Source organism: Actinomadura xylanilytica, assembly GCF_030283145.1.
GTDB classification, from domain to species: domain Bacteria; phylum Actinomycetota; class Actinomycetes; order Streptosporangiales; family Streptosporangiaceae; genus Spirillospora; species Spirillospora xylanilytica.
In genome coordinates this window covers 553,767-569,347 of record NZ_JASNWE010000002.1, presented here as the reverse complement: position 1 = coordinate 569,347, position 15,581 = coordinate 553,767, and the positions used below count along the sequence as shown (strand labels likewise).

At 74.9% G+C, this 15,581-nt stretch carries 11 protein-coding genes; all 11 read left to right on the top strand.

The features are described 5' to 3' along the window. The first annotated feature begins 82 nt into the window (after positions 1–82). The 11 genes from QP090_RS13700 (at position 83) to QP090_RS13650 (ending at position 15,503) form a co-directional block, all read left to right on the top strand. Complete coding sequence (locus QP090_RS13700; protein WP_285939180.1) at positions 83–1,228, top strand: glycosyltransferase; 1,146 nt, start codon at positions 83–85, stop codon at positions 1,226–1,228. 82 nt (positions 1,229–1,310) lie between these two features. Further along, on the top strand, positions 1,311–4,976 hold the full coding sequence (locus tag QP090_RS13695) for a bifunctional glycosyltransferase/CDP-glycerol:glycerophosphate glycerophosphotransferase (RefSeq protein ID WP_285939178.1): 3,666 nt from the start codon (positions 1,311–1,313) through the stop codon (positions 4,974–4,976). A gap of 82 nt (positions 4,977–5,058) precedes the next feature. Further along, a complete protein-coding gene (locus QP090_RS13690) occupies positions 5,059–5,511 on the top strand; it encodes a hypothetical protein (protein ID WP_285939177.1) in 453 nt (150 codons plus the stop codon). Between the two features lie 266 nt (positions 5,512–5,777). Further along, a complete protein-coding gene (locus QP090_RS13685) occupies positions 5,778–7,310 on the top strand; it encodes an exopolysaccharide biosynthesis polyprenyl glycosylphosphotransferase (protein ID WP_285939176.1) in 1,533 nt (510 codons plus the stop codon). After that, positions 7,307–8,836, top strand: coding sequence for an O-antigen ligase family protein (locus QP090_RS13680; protein ID WP_285939175.1), 1,530 nt, complete (start codon positions 7,307–7,309; stop codon positions 8,834–8,836). Before QP090_RS13685 ends, QP090_RS13680 begins: the two co-directional genes overlap by 4 nt. Further along, complete coding sequence (locus QP090_RS13675) at positions 8,823–10,406, top strand: lipid II flippase MurJ (RefSeq protein WP_285939174.1); 1,584 nt, start codon at positions 8,823–8,825, stop codon at positions 10,404–10,406. The genes QP090_RS13680 and QP090_RS13675 overlap by 14 nt, the downstream gene beginning before the upstream one ends. Before the next feature lie 5 nt (positions 10,407–10,411). Next, positions 10,412–11,140 (top strand): polysaccharide deacetylase family protein, encoded by a 729-nt coding sequence (locus QP090_RS13670; RefSeq protein ID WP_285939173.1) that lies wholly within the window; start codon positions 10,412–10,414, stop codon positions 11,138–11,140. Continuing rightward, a complete protein-coding gene (locus QP090_RS13665; RefSeq protein ID WP_285939172.1) occupies positions 11,137–12,444 on the top strand; it encodes a glycosyltransferase in 1,308 nt (435 codons plus the stop codon). Before QP090_RS13670 ends, QP090_RS13665 begins: the two co-directional genes overlap by 4 nt. Next, positions 12,431–13,027 (top strand): hypothetical protein, encoded by a 597-nt coding sequence (locus tag QP090_RS13660; RefSeq protein ID WP_285939170.1) that lies wholly within the window; start codon positions 12,431–12,433, stop codon positions 13,025–13,027. Before QP090_RS13665 ends, QP090_RS13660 begins: the two co-directional genes overlap by 14 nt. Beyond that, on the top strand, positions 13,024–14,319 hold the full coding sequence (locus tag QP090_RS13655) for a GNAT family N-acetyltransferase (RefSeq protein ID WP_285939169.1): 1,296 nt from the start codon (positions 13,024–13,026) through the stop codon (positions 14,317–14,319). Before QP090_RS13660 ends, QP090_RS13655 begins: the two co-directional genes overlap by 4 nt. After that, complete coding sequence (locus QP090_RS13650; protein WP_285939168.1) at positions 14,316–15,503, top strand: glycosyltransferase; 1,188 nt, start codon at positions 14,316–14,318, stop codon at positions 15,501–15,503. The genes QP090_RS13655 and QP090_RS13650 overlap by 4 nt, the downstream gene beginning before the upstream one ends. Positions 15,504–15,581: the final 78 nt, after the last annotated feature.

The following is a 15,581-nucleotide window of genomic DNA, read 5'->3' as shown; positions in this document are numbered from 1 at the left end:
TTCCGTTATGCCTATTCCCGGTTAGTTTCACCCTCGAAAAGTCCATGTCCACTGTGATGGGCGTGCGGCAGGAGGGGGCGATATGGACGGCGGGCGCGACCTCTTCCTCGTCTGCAACAACGTCGAGGTGCTGGGCGGCGTGCAGACCTGGGCGCACTTCATGGCCCGCCTGTTCACCGGCCGCGGCCACTGCGTCCACGTCGTCGGGATCATGCATCCGAAGCGCACCCACGACCACGGCGCGGACTTCCCCTACGCGACGACCGTCCTGCACCCGCACTTCCCCGGCGGAGGCTGGAAGCCGAAAGGGCTCCGCGACCTGACGAGCCCGCGCGCCCGCCGGCTCCGCTCCGAACGGCTGCGCGGGGCGGCGGGCCTCGCGGCGCTGCTGCGGACGGCGCGGCCGGGCGGCATGGTGATCGTCGCCGAGGTCTGGGCGATGGAATGGGTCCGGCGGGCGGCGCCCGGCCACCTCAAGGTGATCGGGATGGTGCACGAGTCGCACGCCGCGTGCCGCCTCGCCGGCCGGCACGACCGCGTCCTGCGGCACTTCGCGGACGCCGACCGCTTCCTGACCCTCACCCTCGCCGACGCCGACGCGTTCGCGCGCGACGGCATGGCCAACGCCGACTTCATCCCCAACGCGCTGCACGTCGTGCCCGCGCGGCACGCGGAACTGGACGCGCCGGTCGTCGTGCGGCTCGGCCGCCTCGACTACGACAAGGGCCAGGACCTGCTGCTGGACGCCTGGTCGAAGGTCGCGCCGCGGCGTCCCGGCTGGACGCTGCGGGTGCACGGCTCCGACAAGTGCGACGGGAAGGAGGAGCGGCGGCTGGCCAGGATGACCGAGGAGCTCGGCCTCACCGGCAGCGTGCAGTGGCCGGGCCCGACCCGCGACATCGAGACCGCGCTGTGCGCCGGGTCGGTCTTCGCGCTCACCTCCCGCGAGGAGGGGTTCCCGATGGCGATCCTGGAGGCGATGGCGTACGGGCTGCCGTGCGTGGCCTTCGACTGCGCCCCGGGCATCGGCGAGCTGATCACCCACGGGGTGGACGGGCTGGTCGTCCCGGCCGGCAACACCACCGAGTTCGCCGCCTGCCTGCTCCGGCTCATGGACGACGCGGAGCTGCGCCGGAAGATGGGCCGCGCCGCCCGCGCCTCGGTGCAGCGCTTCGCCCCGGACGCCGTCGCCGGCCGCTGGGAGGAGCTGTTCGCCTTCCTCAGCTGACGGCCCGCGACCCGGGCCGTCGGCATCCGGCCCGGGGCCGTCGGCACGCGACCCCAACCACCTTCGACTGGAGGCAGCGCCCATGTCACCCGAGCTCAGCATCGTCGTCCCGTTCTACAACGTGGAGGACTACCTGGAGGAGTGCCTGGCGTCGCTGGCCGGGCAGACCCTGACCGACATCGAGGTCGTCATGGTCGATGACGGGTCGCCGGACGGCAGCGTGCTGATCGCTGAGGAGCAGGCGGCGCGGGATGCGCGCTTCGTCCTCGTCCAGCAGGAGAACCAGGGGCTCGGACCGGCCCGTAACACCGGGGCGCTGCACGCGACCGGCGAGTACCTGGCGTTCGCAGACAGCGACGACGTCGTCCCGCGCTACGCCTATGAACGGATGGTCGGTTCGCTGAAGGAGACAGGGTCCGATCTGGTCAGCGGGGACGTGCGCGTGTTCAACGCCGAGCGCTCCAAGCGGGCGAAGTTCTACGGCGAGGCGTTCGGCGCTACCCGGCTGCGCACGCATGTCACCCGCGACCGCGAGCTGCTGCACGACCGGACGGCCTGGAACAAGGTCTTCCGCCGGACCTTCTGGGACGCGCACGGCTTCACGTTCCCCGCGGGCGCGTACGAGGACGCGCCCGTCACCCTGCCCGCCCACGTCCTGGCCGAGAGCGTGGACGTGCTGCGCGAGGTCGTCTACCACTACCGGCAGCGGCAGGCAGGTGAACGGTCCATCACGCAGAGGCGCACCGAGGCGTCCAACCTTGAGGACCGGGTCGCCTCGATCCGCAGCGTGTCGGGCTTCCTGCGGGAGGCGGCGCCCGCGCTCAAGGACGCCTACGACCTCACCACCCTGGACGACGACCTGTCGATCTTCATCGACGTCGCCGAGCAGGGCGACGCCGACTACCGGAACCGGCTGTGCGCCATGGTCGGCCGCTACCTCCAGGACGTGGAGCCGGCGCTCCTGGCCCGGCTGCCGGCGATCAAGCGGCTGAAGTACCACCTGGCCCGCGAGAACCGCCCCGCCGACCTGGTGGCCGTCCTGGAGTACGAGCGCACCGGGCTGCCGGTGACGCCCGTCCGGACGGGCGGCCTGCTGCGCCGCCGCCGGTACGCGGGCCACCCGTTCCGCGACGACCCCGTCCGGGCGATCCCGGACTCGGTCTACGACCTCACCGGCGAACTGCGGCTGCACGCCCAGGTCGACGAGATCGCCTGGCGGCCGGACGGCGTGCTGTGCCTGACCGGCCACGCCTACATCCGCGGGCTCGACATGACCCCGGACGACGGCATCGAGGTCTGGCTCCAGCACGCCCGGACGCGGCGCCGCCACAGGCTGCGGGTGCGCCGTGCCGTCCGGCCCGAGGTGACCGCCAATTCAGGGCAGCCCGCCGCCTGCTACGACGGGTCGGGCTTCGCCGTCGACATCGATCCCGCCGCGCTGAAGTCGGTGCCCGGCTGGAAGAACGCCGACTGGCGGCTGCACGCCGCCGTCCGGGTCGGCAGGGGTCGCGACCGGCTGCGCCTGTCCGCGCCCGTCGAGCGGTGCGGTGCCGCCGCGCAGTGGCCGCGCCTCCGCTCGCTGTCCGGACGGGTCCGCGTGCAGGTGGTGCAGACGGACGACCATGGGGTCGTGCTCCGCTTCCGGCAGGTGAAGGCCCTGGTGACCGGGCACCGCCTGGACGGCGACGTGCTGGAGCTGACCGGTTCGGTGACGGGCGCGACGTCCGGCGACGACACCGTCACGCTCGCGTCCAGGGAACGGGGCACCAAGACCACCATCCCGGTGCGCCACGACGTGGGCGACGGCGGCGCGACGACGTTCCGGTTCCGGCTGCCTCTGGCGGAACTGGTACCGGACGAGCCGATGGACGACGCGCACGACCGCATGCACTGGGACCTGTGGCTGCACGCGCGCGGCCGGAAGCTCCGGCTGGCGGCCTCCGAGGACCTCGCCGAGTCGGCGCACGCCGTGGCGGGCCGGGAGGTCATGCTGACCCGCACCCGCTACGGCAACCTGACCCTGCTGGAGGGCGTCCCGCAGCTCATGGTCCGTGACCTGGCCTGGGACGGCGACCACCTGGTGATCTCCGGCGAGTACCCCGTCCCGACGGCGACGCCCGGCCCGGCTGGGCCCGAGACGGGCGAACACGGCGCCGGTGTGCCCGACACGGGGGGACGCGCCGCGAGCCTTCCAGACGCCCCGACGGTCCCCATCGCCCCGCCTCCCGTTGCGGGGGCGTCCGCCGTGCCGGACCGGCTCGTGCTGCGGCGGCGCCGCACCGGGGTGCGGCACGCGTTCCCGCTCCGCTGGGCCGGGGACGCCCGCTTCGAGGCCCGGCTCGACCTCGCGGCGATCACCACGCTCGCCGGGACGCTGCCGCTGGCCTCCGGCACCTGGGACGTGCAGGCCGCCGACGCGTCCGGGGCCGAGGTCGGCGTGACCGTCCGCCGCGGCTGCCTGGCGGGCCTGCCGCCGGGACGCGACGTCGCCGCGCACAACTACCGGCTGTGGCCCGCGCGCGGCGGCGAGGGGCTCCAGCTCAGCGCGCGCGTAGCCCGGCCCGACGACGAGCGCGGCCCCTACGCGCAGCGGCTGCTGTGCGAGCGCGAGTACCCCGTGTTCCTGCGGCGTCCGCGCCGTGACCTCATCGTCTTCGAGAGCTACTTCGGCTGGCAGTACTCCTGCAATCCCAAGGCGCTGTACGAGGAGTTCCGGCGGCGTGACACCGGCCACGAGCTGGTGTGGGTGATGGGCGACCAGCACTTCCGCCCTCCCTCCGGGGCGCGCACGGTGCAGCGGCACGGCCGCGAGTACTACGAGGCGACCGCCGCGGCCGAGATCGTGGTCAACAACGTCGCGCAGCCGACCACCTACCGGAAGCGGATCGGCCAGCTCTACGTGCAGACCTGGCACGGGACGCCGGTCAAGAGCGTCGGGTTCGACATGAACTGGTCCCGGATGGAGCGCCGCGACCAGCGGCTCCGCGAGCTGACCGACGACGTGGCCCGCTGGGACCTGCTCCTCACGCAGAACCCGTTCAGCACCGAGACCATGCGCCGCGCCTTCCGCTACGGGGGCGAGATCCTGGAGACCGGCTACCCGCGCAACGACCTGGCGCACGGCCCGGACCGGGACCGGATCCGGGCCCGCGTCCGCGCGCGGCTCGGCCTGCCCGACGGCAAACGCGCCGTCCTGTACGCGCCCACGTGGCGCGACCACTTGCAGACCACGAGCGGCGGGCTGGACCGGCACCGCCTCGGCCTCGATCTTGATGAGGCCGCGGCGGCGCTCGGTAAGGACACGGTGCTGCTGCTGCGCAGCCACCACCTGTTGAACGCGCCGATCCCCGCCGGGCACGAGTCGTTCGTCCTGGACGTCACCCGCTACCCCGACGTCACCGAGCTGTATCTGGCCGCCGACGCGCTCGTCACCGACTACTCCTCGGCGATGTGCGACTTCGCCGGGCTGGGCAAGCCGATCCTGCTGTTCGCCCACGACCTGGACGCCTACCGCGACGAGATCCGTGGCCTGGAGCTCGACCTCACCGCGACCCCGCCCGGGCCGATCCTGCGGACGTCCGGCGAGCTGGTCGAGGCGCTGGCCGACCTGGACGGGGCGGGCGCCGAGTCGTCCGGCCTACTGACCGAGTTCGCCGAGACGTTCTGCCCCCACGACGACGGCGGCGCCGCCGCGCGCGTGGTGGACCGGCTGCTCGAACTCACCGGCCGGCACCAGCGCATCGAATGATCCGTCCCGGACGCGCCAAGGTTTGCGCGACCGATCCCAAGTTCAGGACGAACCGAGGCCGCGGGTCTGGCAGTCTCCCCGCATGGGGGTCCTGTTCGACTACTTCAGCGCGGTGTCCGACGACGAGGCCGCGCAGGTCGCCGGGTGGCCCGGCGGTCCGGGCTGCCCGCCGCCCGGGTGCCCGGCCAAGGACTTCGTGGTGACCAAGATCGACGTCTGCGCGCAGCTCGGCAGGCTGGAGTCGCTGCTGACCGGGCGGTCCTACGACGAGATCACCCGGCGCCCGCTGCACGCCGGTGAGGTGGCGCTCCACCCCGACCGCGGCGTGATGACCGTGACCGACGAGTTCTCCACCGCGCTGGCCACGGCCGGAGACGACCGGCTCGCGGCCGTGGCCGGGCCCTGGGCGCGCACCGACGAGTTCTGGGGCGCCGCCGACCCGGTCGAGCTGGAACTCCTCCTGCGCGAGCTCCGCGGCCTGGCCCGCCGGGCCCATCAGAACGGAATGCGCCTGTACTGCTGGCTGTCCCTGTAGCAGCGGCAATTCCGTCCTAATTAATTCACCGCGCTTGATCAAGCTTGTCAAGGCGATGGTCAAAGTCGCACGGAGCGTCGGTTGTGCTCTGCCATGCTGGAGATGCGGTAAGAGGACCACGGCCGCTCCGCGCTGACTTGATCGGTGTGCGCGGATTCTTCGGCCGGGCCGGAAATGTCGATATCGAATTGACCTGACGGTCTTTAGTTCCGCTCTTGCCGGCGGGGCTCATCGGCCGGCGGTTCCGTCCTCGAAAGGACCAGCGAGTGGGAGCCCAGGGGCTGAGCGAGCCCGCCGTCGCGGCCGGGCGGCCGGGCGGAGCCGCCGGGACCCGGGCGGCGGCCGAGGCCACGAGCCCGCGCGGCCCCCGCCGCCCGCAGCGCGCTCGCCGCCCCCGTTCCCCGCGCCGGCCGCCGCACCGGCGCCGCGCCCTCGTGCGGCTGGCCTACGGCTGGGGGTATCCGGCGGGCCTGGCCGGGCTGGACGGGGTGGCCGCCGCGACGGTGTACGTCGTGGTGAGCGACGTGCAGAGCCCGGCAGGTCCGGTGCTCGGCGCCCTCGGCGTGGTCGGCCTCAACCTCCGGGACGGCGGCTACCGGCCGCCGCGGAGCCCGTCGCTGTTCAAGGAGCTGCGGTCGCTGGCGCCTCAGATGGCCGTCCTCGCCCTGGTCGTGGCCGCCCTTGACACGGCGCCGCGCATCGCCGGCCACGCGGGCGCCGCAGGAGCCGCCCTGCTCTGGCTGGTGGGCGCCGCCGCCGGCTGCGCGATCGCCCTCTCCGGCCGTGCGCTCTCCTATGCGGTGCTCGGGGCGGTCCGGTCGGGACGGGCGAAGCGCCGCCGCGCCCTCGTTATCGGAAATGGTCCCGTCTCCGCCCACGTGGCCGCAATTCTGCGCCAGCGCGGCGAATTCGGACTTCAGCCCGTGGGGTGCATCGACACCGGATTCCCGGCCGCGGACGTTCCCGCGGAAATGCCGGTGCTCGGCGGGTGCGACGAGATTTACCGGATCATGCAGGACCATCGGGTCCGGACGGTCGTCATCGCCGCCGAAGAGGTGGAACGGCGCTGGGTCGACGCCATCGTACGAATTTGCTCCGGATTGTGCTGTGAAACCCTGCTCGTCCTCTCCCCGGCGGATTCGCTCGCCGTCACCGGCGCCCGCGTAGACCACCTCGCCGGCACCCCCTTCGTCTGGCTGCCGGCGCCCGGCCACGGCGGGCTCGGCCGCCCGCTCAAGCGGGTCTTCGACGTGGCCGTCGCCCTCGCCGCGCTCGTCCTGCTGCTGCCCGTCCTGATCGGCTGCGCGGTCGCGGTCCGGGTCGACACCGGGCCGGGCGTGCTGTTCCGGCAGCGCCGCATCGGCCTGAAGGGGAAGGAGTTCGTGCTCCTGAAGTTCCGGACGCTCCGGCCCGCCGACGAGCACGAGGCCGAGACCCGGTGGAACGTGGACGGCGACGAGCGGATGGGCGCCATCGGCAAGTTCCTGCGCGACACCTGCCTGGACGAGCTGCCGCAGCTCTGGAACGTGGTCCGCGGCGACATGAGCCTGGTGGGTCCCCGTCCCGAACGGCCCCACTTCGTCCAGTCGTTCTCCGAGAGCTGCCCCGGCTACACCCTGCGGCACCGGGTGCGCGGCGGCATGACCGGCTGGTCGCAGGTGCACGGCCTGCGCGGCGACACCTCCATCGACCTGCGCGCCCGGTTCGACAACCACTACATCGACACCTGGACCTTCACCGGCGACCTGAAGGTCCTGCTCATGACCCTCCGAGTCGTGCTCATGAGGAAGAGCGGGTGAGCGGCCCGCCGTTCCCCATCCGCGAGCCCGCGCCCGCCCCCGGGGCCGTGCCGGCCAACGGTGCCGTCCCCGCCCCCGAAGCCGGGCCCGCCGGTGACGGCCCGGCCGGGCCCGGACTCCGGGCGGCCCGGTTCCTCCGCGACCGCTGCGTGCGCGGGTTCCGCCCGAGCTGGACGGCCGCCGCCACCGTGCTGGCGGTGTGCGTGCCGCCGGGCCCCGCGGACTTCGGCGCGGACTTCCACATCACCGCGGGGGACGTGGCCGGCACCCTGCTGGTGGCGCTCGCCGGCCTGCTCGTGGTCACCGGCCGGTGCACGCTGCCGCGCGGGACGGCGCTGCTGTTCGGGCCGCTGACCGTCGCGCTCGGGCTGACCACCCTGTGCTCGCAGGACATCGCCGCCAGCCTGCCGGGGTTCGTGCGGAACGCGCAGATCTTCGTGCTGGTGCCGGTGGCCGTCGTGGCCGTGGTCCGGGACCGCCGCGACGTCCAGGTGGTCTGCGGGGCGGTGCTCGCCGCCGGGCTGATCGAGTCCGGGTACGGGCTGTGGCAGGCGCTGACCGGGACCGGCGCGTCGTTCGAGGGCCGCCCGGTGCGGGCGGTCGGCACCTTCGGGGCCATCGACGTCATGGCCATGTCGACCGTGGCCGGCTATGCGATGGTCATCGCGGTCGCGTTCGCGCTGGTCGCGCGTGGACGCGCCCGCCTGGCCGCGGTGGCGGCGGCGGCGGTGCCGGCCGCGGGCCTCGCGGCCGGGCTGAGCCGCGGGAGCTGGGTCGCGGTCGGCATCGCGCTGCTGGTCATGGCGCTGCTGTTCGACCGGATGACGGCCCTCCGGACCGCCGCGTGCGCCGCGGCCCTCACGGTGGCGCTGGTCGGCGGGCTCGGCTGGGGGTCGCACACCGTCGCCGACAGGACGCGGTCCATCGCGGCCTCGGTGCACGCCCCGGACCAGTCGGTCGGCGACCGCTACAGCCTCTGGGAGACCGCGATCGCGATGTGGCGGGACCATCCGCTGACCGGGGTCGGGGTGAAGAACTTCGCCGGCTTCCGCGACGGCTACGCCCCCCTCCAGCTCTCCTCCGGCAGCGAGACCGCCGACAACGTGAACGGCTACGTCCGCCAGCCGCTGCTCTCCCCGCACAACCAGTACCTGCTGATCCTCTCCGAGCAGGGGATCCTGGGACTGGCCGCCTTCTGCGTGCTTCCGGCCGCCGTCCTGTACGGCCTGTGGCGGCGCCGGGCCGTCCGCGACCCGCTGTGGCTGCTCGGCGTCGGGTTCATGACCTGGATGGTCGTCGACTTCCTGTACTCCGACCTGGGCGGGCCGAGCAGCGTCCTCGCCTCGGTGATGCTCGGGCTGGCCTCCTCGCGTGCCCTGCCGGGGCCCGGCCGCGGGACGGGCGTCCGGCCCGTCCCGCGCCGCCCGGTGTACGTCCTGCCGAAGCCCCGCCGCCCGGTGTACGTCCTGCCGAAGCCCCGCCGCGCCGCGGGAGACGCTGGACGGGGCGCCGATGACCAGCGTTGAGGCGGCCCCGGAGCGGGCGCCGGGACGGTCCATCCGCCGCGCGGCGCTGCTGTCCGGCGTGCTGATCGCGGGCGGCACCGGGCTCGGGTTCGTCCGCGACCTGGTGATGGCGCACCTGTTCGGGGCCAGCGGCGACACCGACGCGTTCCTGGTCGCCTGGACGATCCCCGAGACGGTCTCGCCACTGCTCATCGAGGACGCGATGGCGTTGGTGATGGTGCCCGCCGTCACCCGGCTGCTGGGGGACCGCGGCGGGATCAGGCCGCTGGTGTCCTCGGCGCTGCCGCGCCTCGCCGCCTGGCTGGCCGCGGTCACCGTGCTCACCGTACTGACCGCGCCGTGGCTGGTGCGGGCGCTGGCACCCGGCCTCGCCGAGCCCGGCCCGGCGGTCCGCTGCGTCCGGCTGACGGCGCTGACCGTGCTGACGTTCGGGGTGGCCGGGTTCATGAGCGCGACGCTCCGGGCGCACCACCGGTTCGGGCCTCCGGCGGCCATCTACCTCGCCTACAACGCCGGGATCCTGGCCATGCTGACGCTCTGCGCGAGCACGCTCGGCGTCACCGCCGCGGCGCTGGGCGTGGCCTGCGGCGGCCTGTTCATGGTGGCCGTGCAGACGCCCGCGTTCATCACCTGCGTGCGGTCGGTGCCGAAGGCGCTGCCGAACCTGCCGCTGGGCGCGGCCACCGCGGCGGCCAAGGCGGCGGCGGTGCCCGCGCTCGAACTGGCCGCCATCGCCCCGATCGTCGTCTACACGGTCGTCCGCCAGGCGCAGGTCTTCGTCGAGCGGTTCCTCGGCGCGGGACTCGCCGAGGGCTCGATCTCCTGCCTGAACTACGCGCAGAAGGTCGCGCAGGTGCCGATGGTGCTGTCCCTGCTCGTGGTGACGGTGACGTTCCCGCGGCTCGCGCGCAGCTCGGCGAGCGGCGACACCGACCGGGTCCGCCGCCGGGTCGAGGCCGACCTGGTGATCGTCAGCGGCGTGGTGCTGGTCGCCGCCGCGTACCTGATCGCGTTCGCGCCCGCCATCGTCGCGCTGCTGTTCGAGCACGGCCGGTTCACCCCCGACGACGCGCACCGCACCGCGCTGATCCTGCGCGTGTACACGCTCGGACTGTGGGGCCAGGCGATGGTCGGCGTCGCGGCGCGGGCGTTCTTTGCGCGGGGCCGCCCGATGTGGGAGCCGGCGCGCGCGCTCGCCGTGGGCCTGGCCGTCACGGTCCTGGTGGGCGCGGCCGGCGTCGGGTTCGCGGGCACGCTCGCGCTCGCCGCGGCCAACGCCGCCGGGATCACCGTCTCCGCCGTGCTCATGCTGGCCGCTGTGCGCGCCCGCGTCGCGCCGCTCGCGCTCGGCCCCGTCGCCGCGGACATCGCGAAGGTCCTGGCGGCGGCGGCCGGGGCGTGCGGGGTGGGCCTGCTCGTCGCGGACGCCCTCGGCGGACGGGTCGCGCCGCTCGTCCTGCTGGCGGCGGGCGGCGGTGCGGTCGCCTCGGTCTTCGCCGCCGCCCTCGCCGCGTTCGGCCGCGGCCGGCTTGCCCATTCCGACCGAGAGCCCCAGGGGGGACGCCCGTGACACCCGTGACGCCCGTGTCCGTGATCGAGCCGGTGGTGCCGATGCCGCTGGTCCTGATGTACCACTCGGTGGACCGGTACGAGGAGGACCCGCACCTGGTGACGGTGTCCCCGGCCCGCTTCGCCCGGCAACTGGAGTGGCTCAGGTCGGTGGGGCTGCGCGGGGTGAGCATGCGGGAGCTCCTGGAGGCGCACGCCGCCGGCCACAGCCGCGGGCTGGTCGGCCTGACCTTCGACGACGGCTACGCCGACTTCGTGACCAGGGCCGTCCCGCTGCTGGTCCGGCACGGCTTCGGCGCCACCGTCTTCATGGTCAGCGGGCACGCCGGGTCGGCCAACGTCTGGGACGAGGGCCCGCGCAAGCCGCTGATGACGGCGGACCAGCTCCGCGCCGTCGCGGACGCGGGCATGGAGGTCGCCTCGCACGGCCACGCGCACGTGTCGCTGCCGGGCGTCGGCGACGACGTCCTGCACGACGAGCTGCGCCGCAGCCGCGCCGACCTGGAGGCGATCCTCGGCCGTCCGGTGACGGGGTTCGCCTACCCGTACGGCGACGCGGGCGCCCGCGAGGTGGAGGCGGTGCGGGCCGCCGGATACGACTACGCGTGCGCCATCCGTCCCCCCGAGGCGTCCCGGCACGCCCTCGCCCGCACCTACATCGGCGAGCGCGACCACCGGCTCCGCCTGCGGGCGAAGGTCGTCCGGCACGAGCTGCAATGGAGAAGCCGGGTATGACGGGCGGAACCGCGCCGGGCGGGCCCCGGGTGCTGCACATCATCACCGGCCTCGACCATGGCGGCGCCGAGCGGCAGCTTCTGGCGCTGCTGCGGCACCTCCCGGTGCCGTGCGAGGTCGCGACGCTGACGCCCGCGGGGGAGCTCGCGGGCGCCGTCCGCGCCGCGGGCGTCCCGGTGCACGAGGTCGGCATGCGCGGCAACCGCGACCTGTCGGCGCTGCCGAGGCTGGTCCGGCTGATCCGCCGGGGCCGGTACGACGTCGTCCACACCCACCTCTACCGGTCCTGCGTGTACGGGCGGATCGCGGCCCGCCTCGCCGGGGTGCCGAGGATCATCGCCACGGAGCACTCCCTCGGCGACGGGCAGATCGAGGGGCGCCCGACGACGGCGGGCGTGCGGGCGCTGTACCGCGCCACCGAACGGCTCGGGACCGCGACCGTCGCCGTCTCGCCGACCGTGGCGCGCAGGCTCGAGGACTGGGGCGTGCCCCGCTCGCGCGTCGTGGTCGTCCCCAACGGCATCGACGCGGCGGCGTTCGCCTTCGACGCCGCGGGCCGGGCGCGCGTCCGCGCGCGGCTCGGCATCGGGCCGGACGAGCACGTGGCCGGCGCCGTCGGGCGACTGGTCCCGTCCAAGCGGTTCGACCTGCTGATCGAGGCGTTCGCGCGGCTCCCGGCCGGACGGCTGCTGATCGCCGGGGCGGGCCCGGAGCGGGAGCGGCTGGAGGCCCTCGCCCGCAGCACGGGCGCCGCCGCGCGGGTCGTCTTCATGGGCGGGACGGGCGACGTGGCGGACGCGCTGTCCGCCATGGACGTGTTCGCGGCGCCGTCCACGCAGGAGACGTTCGGCCTGGGCGTGCTGGAGGCGCTGGCCTCCGGGCTCCCGGTGCTGTACTCGACCTGCCCGGCGCTGGACGACGTCCCCGCCGAGATGGCCCCCGGCGCGTGCCGGCTCCCCGCGCAACTCCCGGTCTGGGAGGTCGCGCTCCGCGACCGGGCCCTGCGGTCTCCCTCCGAGCGGGCGGAGCCGCCGCCCGTGGTCGGGCACTACTCCATCGCGACCGGCGCGGCTCGCCTGGCCGATCTGTACCGGCGGGGCACGGTGCCGTCCGGGCGACCCCGGCAGCGGGACGAAAGGGAACCAGATGCCCCAGAATTGGCATTCATTGAGGAAGCTCGCCAGGCGGTCCTTGCCGCCCGCGTCGATCGTGCTGGCGGGGACGGCGGCGGGGGCCGGGGCGTACCTCGTCCAGACCCCTGGCTACACGGCGGTCGCGCACGTGATCGTGATGGCCGACGGTGACGACGGGACCCGGGCGGGGAACTACGCCCAGGCGTACGGACGGCTCGCCCTGCTGCCCGAGACGCTCGCCCTGGCGTCCTCGCTGCCGGTGTCGGTGGCGGCCCACGCGCAGCCGCACATCCAGGTCGCCACGTCCCCGGACACCCCGCTGATCAGGCTGACCGGGTCCGCGGCCGACGCGGCGGACGCGGCGGGGTTCGCCAACGCGGCGGCCGGGGCGCTGGTGCAGTACGGCCGCGCGCACCGGTCCGAGACCGGGGTCCGCGTGATGCTGATGAACCAGGCCGACCCGCCGCGGGTGGCGAGCTCGCCCGACCTCCCGCTGAACACCGCGGTCGGGACCGCCTGCGGGGTGCTGCTGGCCGTGCTCGTCGCGGCGGCCCGCACCGGGAGGCGCAGGGGCGCCCCGACGTCCTCGGGCCCCGGCCTGTGGAGCCGCGGCTGCCCGGCCTGCGGCACGGTCTTCGTGGCCGGGGCGGCGGGCGTGGGCGCCGTGCCGGGCGCGGGCCCGGATGCGGGTGCGGACCCGGGTACCGGTGGCGGGAAGCTGGGCCAGTCCGCGCCCTTGGTGGTGGGCAAGTGACCCTGCGCGCCGGAACGACCCGTCGCACCGGGCTCGCCCCCGGCTGGACGGTCGACGTCCGGCGCGACGAGCAGGCGCTGATCGACCTTGAGGACGAGTGGCAGGACCTCTACGCGCGCAGCCCCGTCGCCACCCCGTTCCAGACGCACGCCTGGGTGAGCTCGTGGTGGGCGGCTTACGGGACGCCCGGACGGCTCCGGCTGTTCCTGGTCCGCGACCGGGGACGGCTGGTCGCGGCGGCGCCGCTGATGCTGACGCGACACTGGGGCCGTCGCGTCCTGATGCCGCTCGCGGCGCCGCAGAGCGACTTCACCGACATCCTGCTGGACCCGGTCTCGCGGGACGACACGCCCGCGGACGGCGCGGACACCGCGGACGGCGGCGACACCGCGGACGGCGGCGACACCACGGACGGCAGGGACGGCACAGGCGATGCGGACGACGCGGACGGCGGCGACACCACCGGCGCCGACCCGGGCGCGGTCACCGGCCTGGACGCCGGGCCGATGGCCGAGGGAGCGCTCCCTCAGCTCGTCCGGGCGCTGCTCGCCGAACGCGGCTGGACCGCCCTGGACTTCCCCGAGGTCAGGCCGGGCTCCGCCGCGCACGCGCTGCTCGCGCAGTGGCCGCGGCAGAGGTGGCGGCTGCCCGCCTCGACCTGCCTCGACCTGCCCGCCGGGGACCTCGACGGCTTCCTCGGACGGCTCCCGGGGCGCAGCGCCGGCAAGGTGCGCGCCAAGCTCCGCAGGATCGACGCCCGCGAGCTCGCCATCGCGCCCGTCCCGCCCGAGCGCGCCGCGCGGGCGATCACCGCCCTGCTGGACCTGCACGCCGAGCAGTGGCGGGGCCGGCCGATCAACCCCGAGCACATCCGGCGCCGGTTCCGCCGGCACCTGACCGGCGCGGTCACCGCGATGATCGAGGACGGCCAGGCGGAGATCGTCGAGTACCGGCTGGGGGACCGGCTGGTCGCCAGCGACCTGGTGCTCATCGGCCACGGGTTCGTCGGCGCCTACCTCTACGGCTCCACGCCCGCGCTGCGCGAGAGCGTGGACGTGTCGCTGCTGCTCCTGCGCGACATCCTCGACACCAGCAGCCGCCGGGGCCTGCCCGAGGTCAGCCTGCTCCGCGGGGACGAGGCGTACAAGATGAAGTGGCGCCCGATCCCGGTGACCAGCGACCGGCTCATCCTCGGCCGGTCCGCGGCGGCCGGGCTGTACGCGGGCGTCGCGCGGAACCGCGCCCGCCTGGCCGCCGCCCGCCGCGTCCGGCTGGACCTGGAGGAGCGATGACCGGCCTCAAGGTGCTGCACGTGTGCCAGCCCACCCTCGGCGGCGTCGCCCGCTACGTCGAGCAGGCCGCCGCCGACCAGCGCGACCGGGGCTGGGACGTGGCGGTCGCGTGCCCGCCGGGCGGCGGCCTGGCCGGGCGGCTGGACGGCCTCGGCGTGCGCCACTTCGCCTGGGAGGCGGACCGCTCCCCGGGCCGGAGCGTCCTGCCGGAGGCGTACCGGCTGCGCCGCGTCGTGCGGAGTTTCGGCCCGCAGGTCGTGCACCTGCACTCCGCGAAGGCGGGGCTGGCGGGCCGCCTCCTCGGGCCGCCCCGCCGCACCCGGGTGATCTTCCAGCCGCACGGGTGGTCCTGGCTGGCCGCGACCGGCTGGCAGGCGTCCATGAGCGTGTTGTGGGAACGGGCCGCCGCCGCCCGCGCCGACCTGCTGATCTGCGTCGGCGCCGGCGAACTGGAGCTGGGCCGGAGCGCCGGGGTGCCCGCGCGGTTCCGGGTCGTCCGCAACGGGGTGGACCGCACCGCGTTCACGCCCGCGGGCGAGCCGGCGCGGCGCGCCGCCCGCGACGCGCTGAACGTGCCCGCGGACGCGCCGGTCGCGGTCTGCGTCGGCCGGGTGACGCGGCAGAAGGGCCAGGACGTGCTCGTGGCGGCCTGGCCGCGGGTCCGCAGGCGCTGCCCGGACGCGCTCCTGGTCATCGTCGGCGACGGCGAGGACGCCGCGCGGCTGCGCGAGCGGTCGGGGCCCGGCGTCCGGTTCGTCCCGGAGGTCGCGAACCCGCGCCGCTGGCTGGCGGCGTCCAACGTGGTCGTGCTGCCCTCGCGCTGGGAGGGGCTGCCGCTGACGGCGCTGGAGGCGCTGGCCACCGGCCGTTCGCTGGTCGCGTCCGCGATCCCGGGCCTCGGCGAGGTGGTGGGCCCCGACACCGGGGCGCTGGTCCCGGTGGAGGACCCGGCCGCGCTGGCCGGCGCGATCTCCGACCGGCTGCTCTTCCCCGAACTCGCCGAGGCCGAGGGACGGGCCGGGGCGGCCGAGGCGGCGTGCTTCGACGCCGGCGACACCTTCGGGCTGCTGGCCGGGCTCACGTCCGGCCTCACCTCCGGTCCCGCCGTCCCGAGGACCGGCCGCCGCGCCGGCCGGCGCTCCCTGGCGGAGTCCGCCCACCGCCGCGCGGACGATCACTGGTGACGCTTGTCGGAATTGCGCGGCGATCCCATTAAAGGCTCGTCGAATTCAGCGGTGACGACCGTTCGCGGCGATGGATAT

Coding starts and splice junctions, on each gene's coding strand:
- QP090_RS13660 (WP_285939170.1), top strand. CDS start 12,431: ATGGCCGACGGTGACGACGGGACCCGGGCGGGGAACTACGCCCAGGCG.
- QP090_RS13700 (WP_285939180.1), top strand. CDS start 83: ATGGACGGCGGGCGCGACCTCTTCCTCGTCTGCAACAACGTCGAGGTG.
- QP090_RS13675 (WP_285939174.1), top strand. CDS start 8,823: ATGACCAGCGTTGAGGCGGCCCCGGAGCGGGCGCCGGGACGGTCCATC.
- QP090_RS13690 (WP_285939177.1), top strand. CDS start 5,059: ATGGGGGTCCTGTTCGACTACTTCAGCGCGGTGTCCGACGACGAGGCC.
- QP090_RS13695 (WP_285939178.1), top strand. CDS start 1,311: ATGTCACCCGAGCTCAGCATCGTCGTCCCGTTCTACAACGTGGAGGAC.
- QP090_RS13665 (WP_285939172.1), top strand. CDS start 11,137: ATGACGGGCGGAACCGCGCCGGGCGGGCCCCGGGTGCTGCACATCATC.
- QP090_RS13650 (WP_285939168.1), top strand. CDS start 14,316: ATGACCGGCCTCAAGGTGCTGCACGTGTGCCAGCCCACCCTCGGCGGC.